This is a genomic window from Bacillus sp. VA15, from assembly GCF_055721145.1.
The window spans coordinates 584,548-605,726 of sequence record NZ_JBVQPQ010000002.1 but is presented as its reverse complement, the minus strand read 5'-3'; the positions used below and the strand labels follow the sequence as shown (position 1 = coordinate 605,726).

At 42.7% G+C, this 21,179-nt stretch carries 19 protein-coding genes and 1 pseudogene; 12 read left to right on the top strand and 8 right to left on the bottom strand.

The features are described from left to right. Nucleotides 1-7: 7 nt before the first annotated feature. A complete protein-coding gene (locus tag AC0DBE_RS07970) occupies nucleotides 8-1,021 on the top strand; it encodes a glycosyltransferase family 2 protein (RefSeq protein WP_072566174.1) in 1,014 nt (337 codons plus the stop codon). Nucleotides 1,022-1,160: 139 nt separating this feature from the next. Here the strand turns inward: AC0DBE_RS07970 and AC0DBE_RS07965 are convergent, their stop codons facing one another. From AC0DBE_RS07965 to AC0DBE_RS07955, 3 genes are all read right to left on the bottom strand, one after another. Continuing rightward, nucleotides 1,161-2,996 carry a DNA ligase D gene (locus AC0DBE_RS07965; protein ID WP_472961708.1) on the bottom strand — a complete coding sequence of 612 codons (1,836 nt, stop codon included), beginning with the start codon at nucleotides 2,994-2,996 and terminating at the stop codon, nucleotides 1,161-1,163. Nucleotides 2,997-2,999: 3 nt separating this feature from the next. Then, nucleotides 3,000-3,884: a non-homologous end joining protein Ku gene (gene ku / locus AC0DBE_RS07960; RefSeq protein ID WP_114150618.1), complete on the bottom strand. Its 885-nt coding sequence runs from the start codon at nucleotides 3,882-3,884 to the stop codon at nucleotides 3,000-3,002. Nucleotides 3,885-3,971: 87 nt separating this feature from the next. Continuing rightward, the gene (locus tag AC0DBE_RS07955; protein WP_409509648.1) at nucleotides 3,972-6,374 is read right to left on the bottom strand and encodes an EAL domain-containing protein; all 2,403 of its coding nucleotides are present in this window, start codon (nucleotides 6,372-6,374) and stop codon (nucleotides 3,972-3,974) included. A gap of 179 nt (nucleotides 6,375-6,553) precedes the next feature. Between AC0DBE_RS07955 and AC0DBE_RS07950 the strand changes: the two are divergent. The 4 genes and pseudogenes from AC0DBE_RS07950 to AC0DBE_RS07935 all read left to right on the top strand — a co-directional run bounded on the left by AC0DBE_RS07950 (nucleotide 6,554) and on the right by AC0DBE_RS07935 (nucleotide 10,436). Next, nucleotides 6,554-7,220: pseudogene (locus tag AC0DBE_RS07950) on the top strand (DedA family protein). 259 nt (nucleotides 7,221-7,479) lie between these two features. After that, nucleotides 7,480-8,274 carry a TerC family protein gene (locus AC0DBE_RS07945; protein WP_472961705.1) on the top strand — a complete coding sequence of 265 codons (795 nt, stop codon included), beginning with the start codon at nucleotides 7,480-7,482 and terminating at the stop codon, nucleotides 8,272-8,274. Between the two features lie 264 nt (nucleotides 8,275-8,538). After that, nucleotides 8,539-9,294: an RNA polymerase sigma factor SigI gene (gene sigI / locus AC0DBE_RS07940; RefSeq protein WP_014113564.1), complete on the top strand. Its 756-nt coding sequence runs from the start codon at nucleotides 8,539-8,541 to the stop codon at nucleotides 9,292-9,294. Further along, entirely contained in the window at nucleotides 9,291-10,436 is a 1,146-nt protein-coding gene (locus AC0DBE_RS07935) for an anti-sigma-I factor RsgI family protein (protein WP_061187340.1), read from the top strand. Before sigI ends, AC0DBE_RS07935 begins: the two co-directional genes overlap by 4 nt. 10 nt (nucleotides 10,437-10,446) lie before the next feature. Here AC0DBE_RS07935 and sspD read toward each other — a convergent pair whose 3' ends face one another. Continuing rightward, the gene (sspD, locus tag AC0DBE_RS07930; RefSeq protein ID WP_003218568.1) at nucleotides 10,447-10,641 is read right to left on the bottom strand and encodes an acid-soluble spore protein SspD; all 195 of its coding nucleotides are present in this window, start codon (nucleotides 10,639-10,641) and stop codon (nucleotides 10,447-10,449) included. Between the two features lie 131 nt (nucleotides 10,642-10,772). Next, nucleotides 10,773-11,474 (bottom strand): transcriptional regulator HtpK, encoded by a 702-nt coding sequence (gene htpK, locus AC0DBE_RS07925; RefSeq protein WP_014113566.1) that lies wholly within the window; start codon nucleotides 11,472-11,474, stop codon nucleotides 10,773-10,775. Nucleotides 11,475-11,644: 170 nt separating this feature from the next. Here htpK and htpX point away from each other — a divergent pair, with 170 nt between their 5' ends. The 4 genes from htpX (at nucleotide 11,645) to AC0DBE_RS07905 (ending at nucleotide 14,552) form a co-directional block, all read left to right on the top strand. Beyond that, on the top strand, nucleotides 11,645-12,541 hold the full coding sequence (gene htpX / locus AC0DBE_RS07920; RefSeq protein WP_061187341.1) for a protease HtpX: 897 nt from the start codon (nucleotides 11,645-11,647) through the stop codon (nucleotides 12,539-12,541). Nucleotides 12,542-12,715: 174 nt separating this feature from the next. After that, a complete protein-coding gene (locus AC0DBE_RS07915; protein WP_014113568.1) occupies nucleotides 12,716-14,065 on the top strand; it encodes a TrkH family potassium uptake protein in 1,350 nt (449 codons plus the stop codon). A gap of 158 nt (nucleotides 14,066-14,223) precedes the next feature. Next, nucleotides 14,224-14,379: a hypothetical protein gene (locus tag AC0DBE_RS07910; protein WP_003232510.1), complete on the top strand. Its 156-nt coding sequence runs from the start codon at nucleotides 14,224-14,226 to the stop codon at nucleotides 14,377-14,379. A gap of 2 nt (nucleotides 14,380-14,381) precedes the next feature. Next, the gene (locus AC0DBE_RS07905) at nucleotides 14,382-14,552 is read left to right on the top strand and encodes a hypothetical protein (RefSeq protein ID WP_014113569.1); all 171 of its coding nucleotides are present in this window, start codon (nucleotides 14,382-14,384) and stop codon (nucleotides 14,550-14,552) included. A gap of 42 nt (nucleotides 14,553-14,594) precedes the next feature. Here the strand turns inward: AC0DBE_RS07905 and AC0DBE_RS07900 are convergent, their stop codons facing one another. Continuing rightward, entirely contained in the window at nucleotides 14,595-15,617 is a 1,023-nt protein-coding gene (locus AC0DBE_RS07900) for an acyltransferase family protein (RefSeq protein ID WP_061187342.1), read from the bottom strand. Nucleotides 15,618-15,869: 252 nt separating this feature from the next. Here AC0DBE_RS07900 and kinE point away from each other — a divergent pair, with 252 nt between their 5' ends. From kinE to AC0DBE_RS07885, 3 genes are all read left to right on the top strand, one after another. Next, on the top strand, nucleotides 15,870-18,086 hold the full coding sequence (kinE, locus tag AC0DBE_RS07895) for a sporulation two-component system sensor histidine kinase KinE (RefSeq protein WP_072566180.1): 2,217 nt from the start codon (nucleotides 15,870-15,872) through the stop codon (nucleotides 18,084-18,086). Beyond that, the gene (locus AC0DBE_RS07890; RefSeq protein WP_072183220.1) at nucleotides 18,083-18,580 is read left to right on the top strand and encodes a methylated-DNA--[protein]-cysteine S-methyltransferase; all 498 of its coding nucleotides are present in this window, start codon (nucleotides 18,083-18,085) and stop codon (nucleotides 18,578-18,580) included. Before kinE ends, AC0DBE_RS07890 begins: the two co-directional genes overlap by 4 nt. An 89-nt stretch (nucleotides 18,581-18,669) precedes the next feature. Next, on the top strand, nucleotides 18,670-18,795 hold the full coding sequence (locus tag AC0DBE_RS07885) for a hypothetical protein (protein ID WP_003218585.1): 126 nt from the start codon (nucleotides 18,670-18,672) through the stop codon (nucleotides 18,793-18,795). A gap of 33 nt (nucleotides 18,796-18,828) precedes the next feature. Here AC0DBE_RS07885 and mtnA read toward each other — a convergent pair whose 3' ends face one another. Then, on the bottom strand, nucleotides 18,829-19,890 hold the full coding sequence (mtnA, locus tag AC0DBE_RS07880; protein ID WP_072566181.1) for an S-methyl-5-thioribose-1-phosphate isomerase: 1,062 nt from the start codon (nucleotides 19,888-19,890) through the stop codon (nucleotides 18,829-18,831). 7 nt (nucleotides 19,891-19,897) lie between these two features. Then, nucleotides 19,898-21,091: an S-methyl-5-thioribose kinase gene (gene mtnK / locus AC0DBE_RS07875; RefSeq protein WP_409509652.1), complete on the bottom strand. Its 1,194-nt coding sequence runs from the start codon at nucleotides 21,089-21,091 to the stop codon at nucleotides 19,898-19,900. Nucleotides 21,092-21,179: the final 88 nt, after the last annotated feature.

Below are 21,179 nucleotides of genomic sequence, written 5' to 3'. Positions count from 1 at the left end.
ATATCGATTGAAACAGTCACAGCCAGTATTAACCATCGTCGTTCCGTGTTTCAATGAAGAGGAAGTGTTTCAAGAGACAAGCCGTCAGCTGACAGAGGTTGTAGACAGCTTAATTGAAGAGAAGTTAATCGGTGAAGACAGTAAAATTCTGTTTGTCGATGATGGCAGCAAAGACCGCACCTGGGCCTTGATTGCTATGGAGAGCATAAGAAACAAGAAGGTTACGGGCTTAAAATTAGCCTGCAATGTCGGACACCAAAAAGCGCTTTTAGCCGGGCTGCATAAAGCGAAGAACAGGTCAGACTGCGTCATTTCGATTGATGCTGATCTTCAGGACGACATCTCTGTGATCCGTGATTTTATGCTGAAATATCATGAGGGCTGCGAAATCGTTTACGGTGTCCGCCGCAGCAGAAAAACTGATACCTTTTTTAAACGTACGACCGCTTTAGGGTTTTATCGCCTCATGAATAAGCTTGGGATTAAATTAATTTATAATCATGCTGATTTTCGTTTAATGAATAAAAGATCGCTTGAAGAGCTCGCTCGTTATCCGGAAGCGAATCTGTTTTTAAGAGGCATTGTTCCCATGATCGGCTTTAGATCAGCCGAAGTCTTGTATGACCGTAAGGAACGCTTTGCCGGCAAAACGAAATATCCGCTGAAAAAAATGCTATCATTCGCTTTTAACGGGATTACATCATTCAGTGTCGCGCCGATCCGATTCTTTACGATTTTAGGTTTTGTTTTATTTTTCTTCAGCGCTGTGGCAGGAGTTGGCGCATTTATACAAAAGCTGCTAGGCCATACAAATGCAGGATGGGCGTCGCTCATCATTTCCATTTGGTTTTTGGGCGGGCTGCAACTAATGGGAATCGGGATCATCGGAGAGTATATTGGAACGATTTTTTCTGAGGTGAAAAGACGGCCGAAATATGCGATTGATATCGATTTATATAATGAGCCGCTAAGCCCGCTCCAGCGCCAGGAAAAAGAGCGGTTAGAAAAAAAGTACAGTTGAATGGAAAGAGCTGACTTCATTAGTCAGCTCTTTCAGCGTGCCCGACAAACTTTACTTTTGATACAACGTACTTGAATGATAGGTGGCTAATGACTCAGGCGTCCTGCCTAAACGCCACCTCCATCACATCTGGTGAAAGTCAGCTCTTTTTCTTCAACTGATGTAAAATGGCGTTAAGAGGTTCGTCTTGCGGGTTACGGTAAAAATCAAAAAATGGGCAGCCCTGCTTCTTAATCCGATCAACGACGGTGTCAATTGTAAACATAGCGGGTGTCAAGGAGGTTTGTACCTCGTGCCAATAGAGCGGTGCCGCGACAGTGCCAAGGCCATTCCCTCTTGTCGAATAAGGACATATAATCGTTTTTCCTTCTGCATGCTGCAAATAATCAAGATACAATTTGCCGTGCCTGTTTTTGATCAAGCGTTCAGTGGTAAATAGCTCGGGAAATGCATTGGTGCAGTACTCAGCGATCAGCTGTGTAAACTGGCGTGTTTCTTCATACGTAAATGCCTCAGGGGACAAGGGGATATAAAGCTGGATGCCCTTGTTGCCGGACAGCTTTGGAAACGATGTGATGCCGAAGGAGTCAAACAGCCGCTTCAGCTCATTTGCAGCCTGTACAGCCATGAGAAAGTCATCTCGTGAAGGCGGGTCCAAATCAATCACAATCTCAGCCGGACGCCTGCTTTGAATGGTTTGAAAAGGGACATGAAACTCCAAAGCAAGCTGGTTGGCAAGCCATAATAAAGTGGACATATCCTCGCAGACAATATGTTCATGGCTTCCGTCATAGAAAGATTGAACAAAATCCGGCGCATAGTCCGGCTTGTTTTTTTGGAAAAACGATTCGCTCCTTGAACCATGCGGATAGCGGATGACGGTGACAGCACGGTTTTTCAGAAATGGGAACAGGTAGTCACTGACTTCAATCATATACTGAATAAAATCTTCTTTTGTTTTTTTATTCTTTTCAAATATGATTTTATCCAGGCTTGTGAACTGAAGCTTTGGATGGACCGGTTTGGAGTGGCGTATGACTTGCGCATAAGTGCATTCGGTCCAGTCCATATGGAATTCAAAACCGACAAACGATACCTCTCTCAATGTGCCTTGGAGAATCGTTAAGTATTGAACGGTTGCACAAATCGATGGTTCAAGCGTAAATTCGCCTGAAGATGTTTTATGTCCGTGCTGTTCCATAATCTCACGTATGGCGTTTTTTTCCTCATCACGCATTCCGTGTGAGACAGAGGCAATCGGTGTCATTACGCCGTTTTTTAACACAGACACCGTCAGAAATCCATTGTGTGGGTTGAACCCTGTTATACAAACATAAGCTTGTTTAAAGTTTTTATATTTGAGCCAATCGGACGACCGCTTTCTTTCAAGCCATTTGCTGTTTGTTTTCTTCGCTACGATTCCTTCTCCGTCATATTTCGTAACCATTCTCCAAAGCGGATCAAAATGATCATAGCATGGGATATACTGGATAGTTTCCTTAGCATAAGGGTCTGGAGAAGCAGGAAGCTTTGCCGCAGACATGAGATCGTACAGCGATTTTTTCCGGTCCAGATACGAAAGAGGCGAAATATCTTCTCCGCGGCGCTCTAACAGATCAAAGGCGAGAAAGCAACACGGACGCGCGTTTGCCGATTCCTGAATCTTATCTGGTCTTTTCAAACGTCCCCGCACCTGAATGTGTTCAAAATCTGAACGGCAAGTGTTCACCAAACAGACGATTTCGCCATCAAGTGTCAGCGGAAGATCTTTTTCCATATGCAAAAAGGCGGTTTTGGCGAATTGCGTGATTTCAGGAAAGCTACTGTTAAGCTCCAAGCCATTTCTGCTGGTTAAGGTCACACCTGCTGAATGGATGCGGAGAATACAGCGGTACCCGTCATATTTTACTTCGTAGCGCCATTCTGCTCCTATTGGCGGTGACGAAGTAAGAACGGGCTGCATGGTGAACGCCATGGGCTATGACGTGCCGGAGGCTTTTTTTCTAGTCGTTTTTCGTTTTTTATCTCCGGCTCCTTTCGGTTCAGCATTTTGTGCTGGTGCGGCTGCCGGGGTTTCCCGGTTCGGCTTTCTGGTGCGGTCGATGCTGGCTTGCAGGGCGCTGACCAGGTCAATGACATCTTCACGAGGAGGCGCTTTATCAGGAGTGACGGCTGTTTCTTTATTTTCAAGCTTGTCGTTGACTCTTTGCAGCAGGGCGTGCCGGTACGTGTCCTCATATTTCTCAGGCTCAAACTCAGCCGTCAGCTCGTCTATTAATGTGATAGCGGTTTGCAGTTCCTTCTCGTTTACATTCGATTGATCCGGTACACCTGGGACATGGGCAGCGCTTCTGACCTCATCCGGATAATGGATAGACTCCATCACGATACAGTTTTCATAAACGCGGAGAATGGCTAGCTGCTGCTTCGACCTGATTGTCATATTGGCGATGCCGATCTTTCCGGTTGAGCGCAGCGCCTCACGCAGCAGGGTATAAGCTTTTGTGCCGTTATCCCCGGGTCCGACAAAGTAGGAGCGGTTAAAATAAATCGGGTCAATTTCCTGAAGCTGAACAAAATCAACAATCTCAACCGCTTTCTCCTCATGCTCCTGCTTTAAGCTTTTTAAATCTTCTTCTGTCAGCACCACATATTTTCCTTTTACATATTCATATCCCTTCACAATTTCATCAGGACCGAGTGTTTTTTCGCAATTCGTGCAAATCTTTTCGTATTTGATTGGCGCGTGATCCTCTTTATGAAGGCTGCGCAGCTTAATGTCTTTATCTTCTGTGGCCGCATAAAGCTTGATGGGGATGTTTACTAATCCAAAACTGATAGATCCCTTCCACATTGTATGCATATCGATAAACCCCTTTTTTTCTTTAGTGTGAAGAGGAGGAGTATGATTCATGTGTAGTAACTTATGGGTGAAAAACAGCCATCGCTGTTATTGCGACGGCTGTTCGAGAATTAATTGTTCGAGTTGTTCCGGCGGTATCGGCCTGCTGAAAAAGAAGCCTTGTAAATGGTCACAGCCTTTTTCGTAAAGAAGCTGTTTTTGAGCAGAATTTTCCACGCCTTCAGCAATCACCTGCAAAGACAGCTGATGTCCCATGGCAATAATGGCTCCGGTAATTTGCTCTGATTTCGGATGGGTCTGAATATCGTCGATAAATGATTTGTCGATTTTCAGCCTGTGAATCGGAAAGTCCTTCAAATAGCTAAGGGAGCTGTGTCCTGTTCCAAAATCGTCAATACTGATTCTGATGCCTAATTCCGTTAAAGATGACAAAACCTTCTTGGAGTGATCGAGATTGTCCATTGTCATGCTTTCTGTCACTTCCACTTCAAGAAGCTGCGGAGGGAGCTGGTATTTATCAAGCGCGTCCTTGATCAGGGGAATCAGATCTTCAGATTGAAATTGTCTTGCGGAAATATTAATGGCGACAGAAAGGTCATAGCCTTTGTCATACCAAACCCTTGCCTGCTTGCATGCTTCATCTACAATCCACTTTCCGATATCAATAATGAGACCCGTTTCTTCAGCAACACCGATGAATTCTCCGGGCGGACACAGCTGCCCATCGGGTGTGACAAGGCGTATCAGCGCTTCTGCACCTGTCATTTTTTGATTTTTTGCACTGAATTGCGGCTGATAATGCAAGACAAATCTATTGTTATCGATTGCTTCTCTTAGTACCATTTCTTGGTTAAGCTTAACGGTTTCTTTGTTGCCGATCGAAAAAGAATAGTATCTGTATTTGCTTTTGTTTCGTTCTTTAGCGGCATACATCGCCATATCAGCCTTTTTCATCAATTCAAGACCATCCGTCCCGTCTTTCGGTGATATCGCAATCCCGATACTGACAGATATAACAAGCGTGTGATCCTGGATTTTAAATGGTTTTTTGAATTTTTGGATAATTTTTCTTGCTAAAACATCTGCTTCTCCTGTTCTGGTATTGGCATCCGTCAAAATAATAATAAATTCATCACCACCAAGACGGGCGATAAATCCATTATCAGGGACAACAGATGACAGACGTCTGCCTGCCAGCTGAAGCAGCTGATCGCCGACATTATGTCCTAATGCATCGTTAATCACTTTAAACCGGTTTAAGTCCAGAAAGAATACAACTGTGCTATTGTTCAACGTATGCTCGCGATTCATCACCGCTGTTAAGTGTGAAATGGCATGTCGTCTGTTGGGTAAATCTGTAAGTGAATCATAATGAGCCATTCTATGGATTTCTTTTTCTGCCCTGTGCTGCTTTGTCATGTCCTTGCAAATGACATAAATGCTGTCCAGCTCTTGATTCACCTCAACGGGTATGAGCGTAATATTTAAGTGAAACTGGCCTTTTTCAGTGATAAGATCGCTATCACTGTTAATGGCTTGTTTTTCTTTTTTGACTTGCTCAAAAAGGCGATTAATCTTCTTTGATGTATAATGTCTCCAATCGTGCATGCTAAAGCCAAATTTTCTGATCATGTCTTCACCAGCATGATTGGATGATATAATGTCTCCATCTAATGACAAAATAAAAATCGCATCAATATTGTGGACAACTAAAGACTGAAACCTCTGTTCGTTATCCTTTATGCGTTCGCTCTGTTTAATAAACTTTCGGTCCGCATGGGAACTGAATAATAATAGCGTTTGTATACAGAAAACGATTAACGTAACAAAAATCGACCAATGAAACGTTTGCACCTCCATATGGCTTCCGGGCGGTCCCATGTCCTCGTGGAAAGATGCCGCAAGCATCCCTGTATAGTGCATGCCTGAAATCCCGATACCCATGACAAACGAACTGATGACTTTATAAAACATAAGATGATCAGAATGTTTTTTTAAGGCCAAGTCAAAGAATATTTTTAACGAGACGAAAGATGCCGCAATCGCAATGATAATGGAAACTGTAAAAAGAATCGGTTCGTACATAATCATTACCCGGGAAATGGCAGACATTCCGATATAGTGCATTGATGCTATAGATGCGCCAAGCACAACTGATCCAGTAAGCAGTCTGTAATATGTAAGAATGTTCCGGCTGACAAAATATAATGACACAAATGATCCGGAAACAGCTGCGCCAATGGATGCAATTAAAGGCATGAATTCATATTGCATCGGCATCTCCATATGGACGGCCATCATCCCTACAAAATGCATTGACCAAATACCGAATCCCATAATAAGTGAGCCGGCGATCAGCCAAACTATGCTTTTTAAACCTGTGTTGATAGTGACTTTCCTTGACAGTTCAAGGGAAATGTACGATGCGGCACAGGCAATAAGAATAGATAAACATATGAGCGTTGTATTATATGTAACGTGTATTTCCAAATGGAGATTCCCCCCGTGTCGTGAGTTCCAGTCTTGTTGACCTTCTTTATTATCGGCTGCTTAACCGCAGAGTTCCAGCCTTTAAGACCATAGAAATAAGGTAAGATCTATTTTTAGTTCAGCTGACCGTGAAAAATGTGTTAAAATCATGTTGACGTTTGCCGAAAAAACAAAAATGCATTATACATAAATATGGGAAAAGGGGAAGTGATGGCTATCGAAGAGCTGGTTATGTCATGGATAGAAGCATTTAAAAGCTTATCTTATTTTGGAATATTTCTAGCGCTCTGCATTGAGTTTATCCCTGCTGAAATCGTCCTGCCGCTTGCGGGCTATTGGGTATCTAAAGGTGATATGACACTTTTTGGCGCTGTTTTGGCAGGATCTCTTGGAGGAGTGGCCGGCCCGCTTACGCTGTATTGGATAGGCCGGTACGGAGGAAGGCCGTTTCTTGAACGTTTCGGGAAGTATCTCTTTATTAAGCCTGAAGCGCTTGATAAGTCTGATGAATTTTTCAAAAAGCATGGGGGATTTGTAGCCTTCAGCGGCCGTTTCTTGCCAGGCATCCGGACATTGATCTCCATACCGTGCGGAATTGCAAAAATGAACGTTTGGGTGTTTTCGTTTTATACGTTCATCGCCATGCTGCCGATTACATTTGTATATGTTTATCTCGGTGTGAAACTCGGTGAAAATTGGAAGGAAGTCGGCTCTATTCTCGATCAATATATGCTTCCCATCGGGATAGCGATTTTGGCACTGTTCCTGCTCTATTTGCTGATAAAAAAGAGGAAGAAACGCACCCATTCCGAACAATTATCTGTATTTTTTAAAAATAAACGTTGACAAAGTATCGCGCTGCGCATATCATTGACGTATAATATCATATTTCTTGAAATCCCAAAGGGGAGTAGCGTCCGGAATGTTTTCCGGAAACAAAGTCGTCATTTCATGGATTGCGATATCCATCGGCTTTGTTGGCATGCCTGAATTCATGTCTAGCAAGACCTTTGCCTTATGTCGGCAAAGGTCTTTTTTGCATGGTCCGGCCGGCATAAGATCGGATGAAGAGAAAGAAAACAACTTTTTTGGGAGGGTATCATTTATGGATGCAGCATTATTATTAGAGTATGGTTGGGTTCTTCTCGTCTTGATCGGGCTGGAAGGGATTTTAGCCGCCGATAACGCGCTGGTTATGGCGGTAATGGTAAAACATTTGCCGGAGGAAAAACGAAAAAAGGCGTTATTTTACGGGTTGGCAGGGGCTTTTGTTCTGCGGTTTGGCTCTTTATTCGCGATTTCTTTTTTAGTCAACGTATGGCAGGTTCAAGCGATTGGCGCGATCTACTTGCTGTATATCTCAGCAAGCCATTTATTAAAAAGATATGTATTTAAGAAAGAAGACACGCATAAAGAGACAAAGCAAAGCGGTTTTTGGCCGACTGTTTTAAAAGTTGAATTGGCAGATATCGCGTTTGCGGTTGATTCTATCTTAGCGGCAGTCGCGTTGGCGGTTACGCTTCCTGGAACATCGCTTCCGAAGATCGGCGGACTTGACGGAGGACAATTTCTCGTTATTTTGGCCGGAGGTATCATCGGCCTGGTGATTATGCGGTTTGCCGCTTCAATGTTTGTTAAGCTATTAAAGGAACGTCCAAGCCTAGAAACAGCAGCCTTTGTGATTGTCGGCTGGGTCGGAGTGAAGCTTGCTTTATATACACTTGCCCATCACGACATAGCGGTTGTTTCTGAGCACTTTATCCATTCTGGAACATGGAAGCTCATCTTCTGGGGTGTTTTAGCGGCAATCGCGGTTTGCGGCTGGTTCATGTCAGGTGGAACAAAACAGCCGGAGGGCGCACAAAACGAACAAAAAAACAGCAGCCGGGAACGGGCGTAATCTGAAAGACTCTGCTTAAAAAGCAGAGTCTTTTCATGTTTAAAACGTTTTCATGAACGAAATAAAATAACATTTTTATAACAGCTTTGTTACAAAAAACACGGATAAAACCCCCTTAATTCTCTAGAAAGGCACGAAATCATGTATAGTACGTCAGAATGGTTTGTCACAATTGAGACATTGGAAATCAATATTTCTTTTTCTCCTTTGCGAATCCCTACCAAATTAGCTATCATTAATGAGTAGTTATAGGGAGGAACTGAGGTGAAACCAGTGCTTAGCCTTTTGTTTAAATTAGGAAAAAAGAAGCAAACGCTTGAAAAAACTGTTGAAAGTATACAAAAAGGCAATAAAGATCTTCAAAATGAATTAATACAGCAATATAAGCCATTTATCGCAAAGACGGTTTCATCCGTTTGTAAACGATATATAGATGAAAAAGACGATGAGTTCAGCATCGGACTGATCGCGTTTAATGAAGCTATTGAAAAATACTCACCTGAAAAAGGCAATTCTCTGCTCGCATTTGCTGAGCTAATTATAAAAAGAAAAGTCATTGATTACATCAGAAAAGAAGCCAGAAGCGCACAAAATATAAATATCGATTTACAGGAAGGAGACGATCAGGAGTCATCACAAAGCCTGATTGAAGCCGAGCTTTCCATTGATGAATACCGCCGTCAGATTGAGCAGGAGCAGAGGCGGGAGGAAATCATCTATTTTCAGAAGCAGCTCAAAGATTATGGTTTATCGTTTAAAGAACTGCTTGAAAACTCTCCAAAGCATTCGGACGCTAGGCAAAACGCCATAAAGGTGGCAATGACCCTTGTTGAACATGAAGAATTGGCCGCTATCCTGTATACAAAGAAACAGCTTCCGGTGAAACAGCTAGAACAGCTTGTCTCTGTAAGCCGAAAAACGATTGAGAGAAACAGAAAATATATTATTGCGATGTGTATTATCATTACGGGTGATTATATTTATTTAAAAGATTATCTTAAAGGGGTGCTGCACTCATGAGAAGAGGGATTATAGTAGAGAAAAATAGAAAATTCGTCACGTTGCTGACCCCTGACGGACAATTTTTAAAAGCCAAAAATGATCGCCGCAGCTATGAAATTGGAGAAGAAATCATGCTTCCGAGTGAATCACGCATGGGCAGAAGGGCCAGCTTTTTTGATTTTTTAAAACTGCGCCCTTTCAAAATGGGGATTGTTACGATGACTGCTATTATGCTTTTTATTTTTATAGTTCTCCCTGTTTTTTCTAATAATAAGGCCTATGCGTATATGACAATCGATATCAATCCAAGCTTCGAAATGGCGTTAAACAGCGATTACGAAGTGATTGAACTGACGCCTCTAAATGATGAGGGAAAGAAAGTCGTGAATGATATAGATGATTGGGAGAAGACTGATTTTAAACAGGTGATTGACGATATTATAACCGACTGCAGTGAGCACGGGTATGTAAAGAAATCGAAAGAAATATTGATTTCCACTGTTTATGAAAATACGGAAGACAATACATATAAAAAAGCTGTGAAAAAACAGTTGAATGATGTGACGGAAAAATATAAAACGACATACCGCATGGAATCTCTCGAGTCAGATATGCAGACGAGGGAAAAAGCGAAAAAGAAAGGCGTTTCAACAGGCAGCTACATCAAATCAAATGAAAAAAATGACACTAAAGAGTCAAAAGATGACTCCAGCAATCCATCCGGGGAAGAGGATCAAAAGAATACCGGAAATGAGGATGAAAATATCGATCAAACTGACGCCCAGGACGGCAAGCAAGGAGATAATGAACAGCTGGATGATACGGATTCCGGAGACCAGAAAGAAGATAAGACGGATGAACAGACTGATGATAGTGACAAAGATCAGAATGTAAAGGAATCAGATGAAAACACAAATGCCGAAAAAGATGGGGATCATGAGCAAACCCCAATACAAGATCCTCAAGATAAAGGAAATGAAGACAACCGCACTGATAAGGGGCAAAGCCAATATCACAGGGACTGGAATAACGGTGAACAAGGCAGAAATCGTTCTTCGTCCAGCAGGGATAACGCTTCTGACCGCCGTAATCCAAACGGCTACAGCAGTGATAATAATTCAGCTCAAACTGAAGATTCGCCGAGTGACCCCGGCGAATAAAGACCTGAATTTATTTAGTTGTGCCATTTAATTGTGATTGTGCTTGCTGCACCAGCCGCTTTGTCATTTCCCCGCCTACAGAGCCGTTAGCGCGTGCGACTGTATCAGAACCAAGGTTCACACCGAATTCTTGAGCCACTTCGAGTTTAAATTGGTCTAGTGCCTGCTCCACCCCTGGAACAACGAGTTTATTTCTGCTCGCCATCTTTTTCATCTCCTTTTTCTATAAAGAAATTCTTAACGCGTACTTAGTTTGAAATGTACGGGGGTTATTTATGCTGGCAATTGTTGTGGAGAATAAGAAACCCCCGGCCTCTAAGCCGGGGGTGACGCAGACTATATAATGTCTGCTGTCATTTTATGTGCGGTTGCCTGAATATGGAACGTCAAAATGGAGAGGACTGTAATGGCGATAATCTGTCTGATTTTAAGCCATTGGCTGTCATTCAGTTCTTCAAAACGGTGGCGGAGACGCTCTGTCTCCTGTTCGACGATCTCCTGCAGATTCGATTCTTTCATAGAAGGCGTGTCTTGGTGATGAACGGCATCAAGCACATATGCACAGCTTTCATAATAAGCAATCGGGCTGATGACATCATCGGATCTGTCTGAGATTGTGTTAAAGGCCACTTTTAAAATAGCCCGTATGTGTTCAAAGTCATAAATGGATTTTAAATCACGTACAATTAAAAGAATGACTGCCTGTTCAACTGAGTATTTTTTGCCCAGCTCAGGGTGTCCGATCAAATCCTTAATATCACGCTTTACCCAGTTTTGAATTGCAGTTGACTTTAACGAAGTCAGCTCACATAGGTTGCCAAGCTCTACGATTTCGTTTGTAGAGAGACCGTATTCTTTTCTCTGCTTTTTTCGTTCGTATCTTGTAAGAAATTCAGGAATTTCAAGATGATTGGCTGCTTTTTCTGCTGACATGTTCGCTGATTGGATGAGAATGTCGAGCGGGCTTATTTCTCCTTTCCCTTTTAGGGAATAGAGCAGCCGCACCATATCGGTTCGAGTGAGTTTAAAAATGTTCATTGTTCACCTCTTTAAAACAATTTGACGCGGATATAAGTCTATGTATGAGTTTAAAATTGAAGCGTCAGCAATTACATTAACATCATACGTCGAATTCCTTGCATTTTCAAACGGATGATTTATAATTTAAGTATACGGGTTCTTTTGAACTTAAAATAACGGAGGTTGTCATGGCGAAAAGAATTTTTCTGTTTATTTTAACGAATATTTTGGTGCTTACAACAATCGGGATCGTTTTGTCTGTTTTAAGCTCGGTTACCGGAGTCGGGACGTACTTTACAGCTGATGGCGGTATCGACCCAATTGCGCTCCTTGTATTCAGTTTAGTCGTTGGTTTTGTCGGTTCCTTCATGTCTCTTGCGATGTCCAGATGGATGGCAAAGACGATGATGGGTGTCAGAGTGCTGAATCCGAAAAAACACACGCTCAGCTATGAGGAACAGCAATTGGTTGACCGTGTTCACCGATTAAGCCGCTCTGCCGGTTTAACGAAAATGCCGGAAGTCGGAATTTACCGTTCACCTGAAGTGAACGCGTTTGCGACTGGGCCGTCAAAACGCCGTTCCCTTGTGGCAGTGTCGTCAGGGCTGCTGGAGCAAATGGATGATGCCGCAGTTGAAGGTGTGCTTGCCCACGAAGTCGCGCATATCGCTAATGGTGATATGGTAACAATGACGCTTTTGCAAGGTATCGTCAATACCTTTGTCGTCTTTTTATCGCGTATCGCAGCATGGATTGCGAGCCGTTTTGTCAAGGAAGATCTTGCGCCGATCGTTCATTTTATTGCAATGATTGTCTTTCAGATTATCTTTTCCATTCTCGGCAGCCTGGTTGTGTTTGCGTACTCACGCCATCGCGAATTTCATGCTGACAGGGGAGGAGCGGATCTTGCCGGCAAGGATAAGATGATTCATGCGCTTCGGACGCTTAAGAGCTACTCTTCCCGCATTATGGAAGACGATCAGACAGCTGTCCAAACATTAAAGATTAATGGCAAGAAGCGTTCTTCGCTTTTCTCAACTCACCCTGATTTAGATGAGCGAATCAGACGGTTAGAAGCTAAATAATACAAACACATTGTTCCTCTGAGAGAATCTCTCAGAGGTTTTTTATTTTATCCTTTGACTAAAATAATAAAAAAATAAGCAAGTTAAGAAAATGTTTCGTAAAAGCCTTTAAAAATGGGTCCAATATCTTTAGAATAATTACCGTACTTAAAAAGAGAGGCAGAAGGATTTTACATGAAATTAAAGTTTGGAAAATTGATACAGGCATTGTCGCCGGCCCAGCTGATTGCTGTATATTATTTTCTTGCGGTGACGGTTGCAGTTATTTTATTAAGTCTTCCTGTTGCCCATAAACAAGGAGCAGAGTGGTCTTTTATCGATGCCTTGTTTACAGCAGTCAGTGCCGTGAGCGTGACGGGTCTTTCTGTTGTGAATACTGCTGATACATTTAACACAATAGGAATTGTTATTCTTGCGTTTGTTCTGCAGTTTGGCGGAATTGGCATTATGACATTAGGCACTTCTGTTTGGCTGCTAATGGGCAAAAGAATAGGTTTAAAAGAACGGAAATTAATGATGATCGATCAAAACCAATCACAATTTTCTGGGATCGTTAATCTCATGAAACAGATTCTCTTTCTCATATTATGGATTGAGTTCTTTGGCGGCATGATTCTTGGGACATATTTTTTAACCTACTACGATTCCATTCAAGATGCTTACTTACATGGTTTTTTTGCGAGTGTCAGTGCAACCACAAATGCCGGTTTTGATATAACAGGAAGCTCTCTGGTTCCATTTCGGCATGATTATTTTGTGCAATTTATAACACTGTTATTGATTGTTTTCGGAGCCATTGGTTTTCCTGTTCTAGTGGAAGTGAAAGACTTTTTGTTTTCAAAAAACCGAAGATATCCGTTTAGCTTATTTACAAAAATTACAACCATTATGTTTGGCTTACTTGTTTTGTTTGGCTCTATAGGGATCTATGTGCTTGAAGCAAATCATTTGTTTGCAGGTAAATCGTGGCATGATATTTTATTCCTTTCTCTATTCCAATCAACCACAACAAGGAGCGGAGGGCTTGCTACGATTGATATAAGCCAGCTGACTGACCCCACTTTGCTTTTTATGAGTGCGCTGATGTTTATCGGAGCGTCGCCAAGTTCAGTAGGGGGAGGCATACGGACAACGACTTTCGCTCTGAACCTTCTTGCGCTGTTTCATTTTGCCCGCGGCAATAAGTCAGTCAAGGTATTCAAACGGGAGCTGCATCCTGCTGATCTCATGAAGTCGCTTGTTGTCACAATGATGGCGATTCTGCTCGTTTTTGGCTCGACACTCATTCTTACGATTACAGAAAAGCACTCCCTGCTGGAGCTTTTGTTTGAAGTGTGCTCGGCATTCGGCACAACCGGTCTGTCACTTGGAATTACTGCTGATTTAAGCAACGTTGGAAAATGTGTCATTATGATTGTCATGTTTATCGGGCGAATCGGTATCCTGACCTTCCTGTATCTGATCGGAAGAAAGGAAATTGAAGCGAATTATCATTATCCGAAGGAGCGAGTGATTATCGGATAGAAAAAACACCGCATGTTTTGCGGTGTTTTTTGATTGCCAAAAAAAAGATGTGTGGCGCCGTTTCAGTTGGAGAACCTAACATCAACAGATGCAGTTTTTAACGCTCCTGCATCTTTAAGTGAAATAAAATGTTTGAAAAACTGGCGAGGAGGATTCGGATGAAGCGAAAAGCTGAAGTGAATGAAGCCATTAAAAATAACAATACACCTACTGAGAGCATGGACCCAAATTCTTATAAGACACAGTATCATGACGACCCGAATTTTAGGGGTGCAAACCGCAATTCCAAACAGGGTCAGCAAGGAGGCATGTGATTTTGAAGAAAAACCGTCATAGCAGAGATATGCAAAATCATAAAAAGCCTATGAATAAGAAAGTGCTGGAGGAAGAATTCTCAAGTGAACTTGGGGATTACAATGCCGGCAAGATCATCGAAACGCTAGAAGTCACAAAGCCTAAAAAGAAAAAAGAGAAAAAACAAAAATAAAAAAAGACCTCTTAGGCGGCGTCCCGCTTAAGAGGTGCTTTTCTATTTTAAATAAGCATTTTTGCCCGTTCCTCTGACAAATTGCAATAAGCTGGTCATTCTCAGCTCAATGAAGGGCTGAGCAACTGTCTTAACAAAATTGCTGGAGAGTACTGATGTCAGGGCTGCTGTTAAAAGTAAGAGAATCACTAAGCTCTGATAGTCAGTAAGCGAATCCTCAAGCCCGGCCTGTCTCAGCGTTTTAATAATAAACCCATGAAGCAAATACACGTAAAATGTCCGGGTTCCCCATTTCGTAAAGAAGAACCGTTTTTGCGGAACGAGCGCTAAAAAGCTGAAGGTCGCCGCAAAGGCGAGTACATACCAGCCGATTCGGGAAAGTCCGCTTGCCAAGGTAACGTCTCCAAATGAAGAATACGGTTTTGAACCAAACAGAAAAGAATAGTCAAAGTCGATGCCCCAGCAGATGACGAATACGGCGGCAAGTACCCCGATCGCAATTTGTTTGCCTCGTTTTGATCTCAATAAATCAAAATGATGTTTATTTAAATAAAACCCGACAAGGAACATCGGTAAGAATACAAATGTCCGCGACAGGCTCAGCGTGCTGCTGACAAAGTCTAAATAGCCGATCAGCACGGCAATTCCGCAGCTGACAAACAGCGCCCACCGCTTTGAAAGCTTTGAAAAAGGATAAAGCAGCAGGTTCCAAAAAAATAAGCTTACGAGAAACCATAACGACCATTGCGGATCAATCGGATTCACATTTGCCATGCTTTCGTCTTGCATAATGTAGTAGAAGACAGAATAGATGATTTGGAAAATCAAATACGGAATAATCAGCTTGACCGCCAGCTTTTTCACATATCCAGCGCGTTTAAAGCCTTTTGCGAAATAACCGGATACGAGAATAAAGGCAGGCATGTGGAATGTGTAAATGAACTTGTAGAGGTAGAGCATAAAGTTGTTATCATTAATAAAGGAACGAAGAATATGACCGAATACAACAAGGAATATCAATAAGAATTTTGCATTATCGAAATAACTGTCCCGCGATTTACTCATAGCATCACCTTCTCTTTAATCAGTCACTAAGAGATTATTCCCTGCTGGTATATATTTTAAAATAAAAGATGAAAAAGGAATTGAAAAAATGGCTGATTGTTAGGACGATGTAAAGTGGCGGTAAGGATCGTAGAAAATGTCTTCGTTATGTAATCGCGCTGAAATTTTCTGAAATTTATAGGGCAAATGAAGGAAGTTACCGCATTTTGTAGAAATATTGAGGGATAGGTTTTGAAGAAGGAGTGTACACGCATGGAAACTCTTGGTGTCCAGACAAATTCGGAGCTACGGGAAGAACTGAAGCGGCTCAAAGAAGAAAATGCCCGGCTGAAAAAGGAATTGAATCAGCATCAAGTGATTGTTAACAATACGCTCGATGCTATTTTTATATGTGATAATGAAATGCGAATCGTTCAGGCGAATGAAGCAACAGAGAGGATGCTTCAAGTTGATTCGGAAGATTTGAAAAAGCGTTCCGTTTTGGATTTTTTGTTTTCAATCCCAAAGGATGAACTGAATCTTGCCGTAAAGAAGTTTTTTAAAAAAGGTTTCCTATGGAAGGAGGTCCCGATCAGGCTTGATGGCGGGGCGACAAAATACATAGAGTTTCTGGCCAAAAGAGGGATTGGCGAGGATTTCTTTTTTGTTGTCATGAGAGACATATCTTCAAAGAAAATTCTGGAGCGGGAATTCTCTATGAATGAACAGCTTTTTAAGGACTTGTTTGACAGAGCTGTTGACGGAATCGTCCTTTTTGATAAAGATGGCGGTTTTATTGATGCCAATTTGTCCTTCTGTAAAAGCTTTGAAATCAATCAAAATGAGCTGTCTCATTTATCGTTGTATGAGTTCATAGACAGCGGCTCACGAAAAGATTTTGATAATATCTGGAAGATGCTCAACCGCAAGGGAAAAGCAAAGGGGGAGCTGCCCGTCAAGCTTCGTTCAGGAGTTCAAAAGCTATTTGAATTCACGATTACATCAAACATCATCAGCGGGTTTTATATGTCCATTATGAGGGATATCACAGAGAAGCGGTCTATGGAGCTTCAGCTCTTTAAAAGTGAGGAGCGCTTCAGAGAAATATTTGAAAATGCGATGGACGCTATTATTATCTGGTCGAATGACGGAAGAATCGTGAAGGCGAATCAGTCAGCCTGTAAAATCTTTGAGCTGCCGATGAATTTGCTGTTGAAACGAAGGCTGTGTGATTTTCTCGTTGACTCGCAGCAGAAATACAGCATAACGAAGAGGAAATACGCAAAATACGGAGAGATCAGAGAAGAGCTGCTGTTTCAAATGGGGAATGGCCAGTTCAAAGAACTTGAATTCACTTCAAAGCGGACAATATTAGAGAACCAGCACTTGACGATTTTAAGAAATGTCAGTGATAGAAAGCGGATGGAAAAGGAGCTTCGAGAAAGTGAGCTGAAATTCAGAAAAGTGTTCAACGGCTCAATGGACGGCAATGTATTGTTCGACAATCAATACAGGATCATCGACGCCAACCCGTTAGCAAGCCATATTTTAGGCCTGTCACATGAAGAGATTAAACAGCACAGCCTGTTAGATATTATTTCTTCGTATGAAATAGAAAATCTTGCATCACCGGCAAGGCAGATTAATTTTGATGAAATGGACAACGAAATTCCATTTTTGCTGAGCAGCAGTAACAACAGAAAACTGGAATTCTCATTTAAACGAAATATTATTCAAAATATGAACCTGGCTATCTTTAAAGACGTAACGGAGCGAAAAGAACTGGAGGAACGCCTGCGCAAGTCAGATACCCTTCATGTTGTCGGCGAACTCGCTGCCGGCATCGCTCATGAAATCAGAAATCCGATGACAGCTCTTAAAGGCTTCATTCAGCTCCTGAAAGGAAGTGTAGAGGGAGACTACGCCCTTTACTTCAACGTGATCACCTCAGAACTAAAGCGCATCGAATCCATCATCACCGAATTCTTGATTTTAGCCAAGCCCCAGGCCATTATGTATGAAGAAAAACATGTTACCCAAATTATGAGAGACACCATAGACCTTCTAAACGCGCAAGCTAATTTAAGCAACGTACAAATGCATCTTGATTTAATGGACGACATTCCCCCGATCTACTGTGAACCGAATCAGCTGAAACAGGTATTTATCAATATATTAAAAAATGCCATCGAAGTGATGCCTGACGGCGGAAATATTTTTGTGACGATAAGGACACTGGATCAAGATCATGTTCTCATCTCCTTAAAAGACGAGGGAATCGGAATGACAGAAGATAAATTAAAGCGCCTTGGTGAACCGTTTTATACGACAAAGGAACGGGGAACTGGACTTGGGCTTATGGTAAGCTATAAAATTATTGAAGAACATCAAGGCGAAATCATGGTAGAAAGTGAAGAAGGGAAGGGCACCGTTTTCCACCTCACGCTTCCCGTCAGACAGAATGCTGAAGAAAGAAGGATTGATGAATGAACTACTACACAACAGCGGAAACGCCGCTCGGGGAACTCATAATTGCCGAAGAGGATGGCCAAATCACCCGTCTATTTCTCAGTCAGGAAGATTGGATGGATTGGAAAGAAACCGTTCAGAATACAGAGCACAAGGAAACACCTTATCTGGCAGAAGCGAAAAAACAGCTTCATGAATATTTCGCCGGCGAAAGAAAAACATTCTCACTGCCGCTGAGCCAAAAAGGCACTCCTTTTCAGCAAAAAGTGTGGGAGGCGCTGGCGATGATACCATACGGAGAATCCCGAAGCTATGCTGACATTGCCGCTGCGGTCGGCAGTCCGAAAGCGGTGCGCGCAGTCGGACAGGCTAATAAACGTAACGACTTGCCTATTTTTGTCCCGTGCCACAGAGTGATCGGCAAAAACAGCGCGTTAACGGGGTACGCCGGGAGCAAAACCGATATCAAAGCATTTTTGCTGAACATCGAGCAAATCTCCTATAAAGAAAAATAAAACATATGGCACGTTCCCTTTTTTCACGGCCGACATATCATTTTATTAAGTTAAAAAAGTTGGTCTGATGAAAAAGGAGGACAAAGCAATTGAAGCCGAGCCGCTCTGAGAAAATAGCCGTTTTTGCCAAACTGTTTGTGAAACTGCATATCCTATCAAGCGCTCAAAAAGATGAAATCATCAATATCAATAAAAACAAACAAAAAAACCGCTGACTCGGCCCGAAATGAGCAAAGTCCAGCGGTTTTTTAATGAACCTTTTCGCCTCTAAACAGCTGTTCAATATCTTCTTCGTAGTTACCGGTCATAATCCCTTTTTCTGTGATGATTCCTGAAATGAGGTCATGAGGTGTAATGTCAAAAGCGGGATTAAAGACAGGCACATCGGATGGAGCGGTCCGGACTCCGGAAATCTGTCTTACTTCCTCAGGATCCCGTTCCTCTATCGGGATATCAGCGCCGCATTTCACTTTTGGATCAAATGTAGATAAAGGTGCGGCGACAAAAAACGGTATATCAAAGGCGTTTGCTAAAATCGCGAGACCGTATGTTCCGATTTTATTTGCCGTATCACCGTTCTTTGCAATTCGATCGGCTCCGACGATGACAGCGGAAATTTGTTTTTCCTTCATCGTATGGGCGGCCATGCTGTCTGTGATCAGAGTGACATCAATGCCTCCCTGCATCAGCTCCCACGCAGTCAGGCGTGAACCTTGAAGGACAGGCCTTGTTTCACAGGCATAAATATGCAGTCCCAAATCCTTTTGTTTGGCCAAGTAAAATGGAGCGAGCGCCGTTCCATAGCGGCTTGTCGCGATAGAGCCGGCATTGCAGATCGTCATAATCCGGTCGCCTTTTTTGAAAAGCTGCAAGGCGTTTTGGCCGATCATCCGGCACGTCTCCTCATCCTCGACCTGAATCTGAATCGCTTCATGGACAAGGTTTGTTTTTGCTTCATTTACGGAAATGGCGTTTTCGATTGAACGACTCAGTCTCTCAAGCGCCCAAGATAAATTAATGGCGGTAGGCCGTGAGCTGTTTAAATATTGTTTGATATCTTCCAGTCTGCGGCGGAATTCGGTGACATCATCTGTTTCAATGTCTTTTGCAGCAAGCGCAAGTCCGAAGGCAGCCGTAATGCCGATGGCCGGGGCGCCTCTTACTTTGAGCGTGACGATGGCGTCAAATACATCCTCTTTCGTCGTCAGCTCCAAATATTCTGTCACGTCAGGAAGCTTTTGCTGATTTAAAATGGTAATGGCTGTTTCCTTCCATTCAACAGAACGGGGAACAGCAAATGAATGGGTCATGAATGGATCATTCCTTTACAAGTAACTGAAATAATTCAATAACATCCGTTATCGTTTTGAATTCCGAGCGTTTTTCGATAAAGGCTGTGCCTGTTTCGAGCGCCAGCCGTTTTCTGCCGATTCGTTTATCAAACGGCACGATTGTATCCAGATCAGCCACATGGGCAAGGCCGATCGCGCGGCGGATCAGCTCGCAGCCCGCAAACCCAATCGCCTCTTCAAAAATATGACTGAGCGTATCAGTAAGGTACCCGTCGATTTTGGCGTAAACCTCCAGACTGTCCTTTTCCCACGCTTCAGTGAATGTCTTTTGAAATGTTTCCCAGACCTGTTTGACATGGTGATATAACGGCTCTCTGTCAGCCCCGTCACGGCCGAGTGCGTTCAAAAATAAGTTGGCAATAAATTGGCCTACATCAAAGCCGATCGGTCCGTAAAAAGCAAATTCAGGATCAATCACCTTTGTTTCATGTTCGCTGGCAAAAATGCTTCCTGTGTGCAGATCACCATGAATCAGCGTTTCTGCCGATGTTAAAAACGACTTTTTCAGCTTAGCGGCTTCGATTTTGACGTTGTCATTATTCCAAAGCTTCTCGACAAAAGGACGAAGCTCTTCTTCAAAATCATTTGTGTCATGGTCAAAGAAAGGGTCTGTAAAGACAAGTCTTTCCGTAATGTCGCACAGCTCCGGATTTGTAAACTGTTTAACAAGCTGTTTTTTTACCTTGGGTTCAAGCGCGTAATCTGATGAATAGAAAAGGGTCTTTCCTAAAAATTCACCGATGTGCTGTGACAGATGCGGATAATGTTCACCCTCAATGAGTCCTTTTCTTACGATTTTCAGGTGAGAGAGATCCTCCATGACGGTAACCGCCATTTCTGTATCAGAATAAAACACTCTTGGAACGAGATGAGGGACATGCTCGCCCTGTCGGATGAGAGCGCTGCTTTCGATTCTTGCGCGATCGATTGTCAGCGGCCAGCTTTCTCCGACGACTTTTGCATAAGGAACCGCCTGTTTAATGATCAAAGCTCTATCATGTTCTTGATCATAAATATGAAAAACGTAATTTAAGTTGCCGTCGCCGATCTCCTGGCATGTCAGCGTGCTTTTGCTTGGAAATAAGCCAAGCTTCACCGCCAACGCCACAGCGGAGCTTTCATTTAACGTTTCGTATAAAGGTGTTTTTGTGACTGCCATTGTCATAACCTCCAATTATGTAATCTCTTGATATGTTTGCAGCTGTATGGTATGGCCGTAAAAAAGCCTCCTTCTCAGAGAGAAGGAG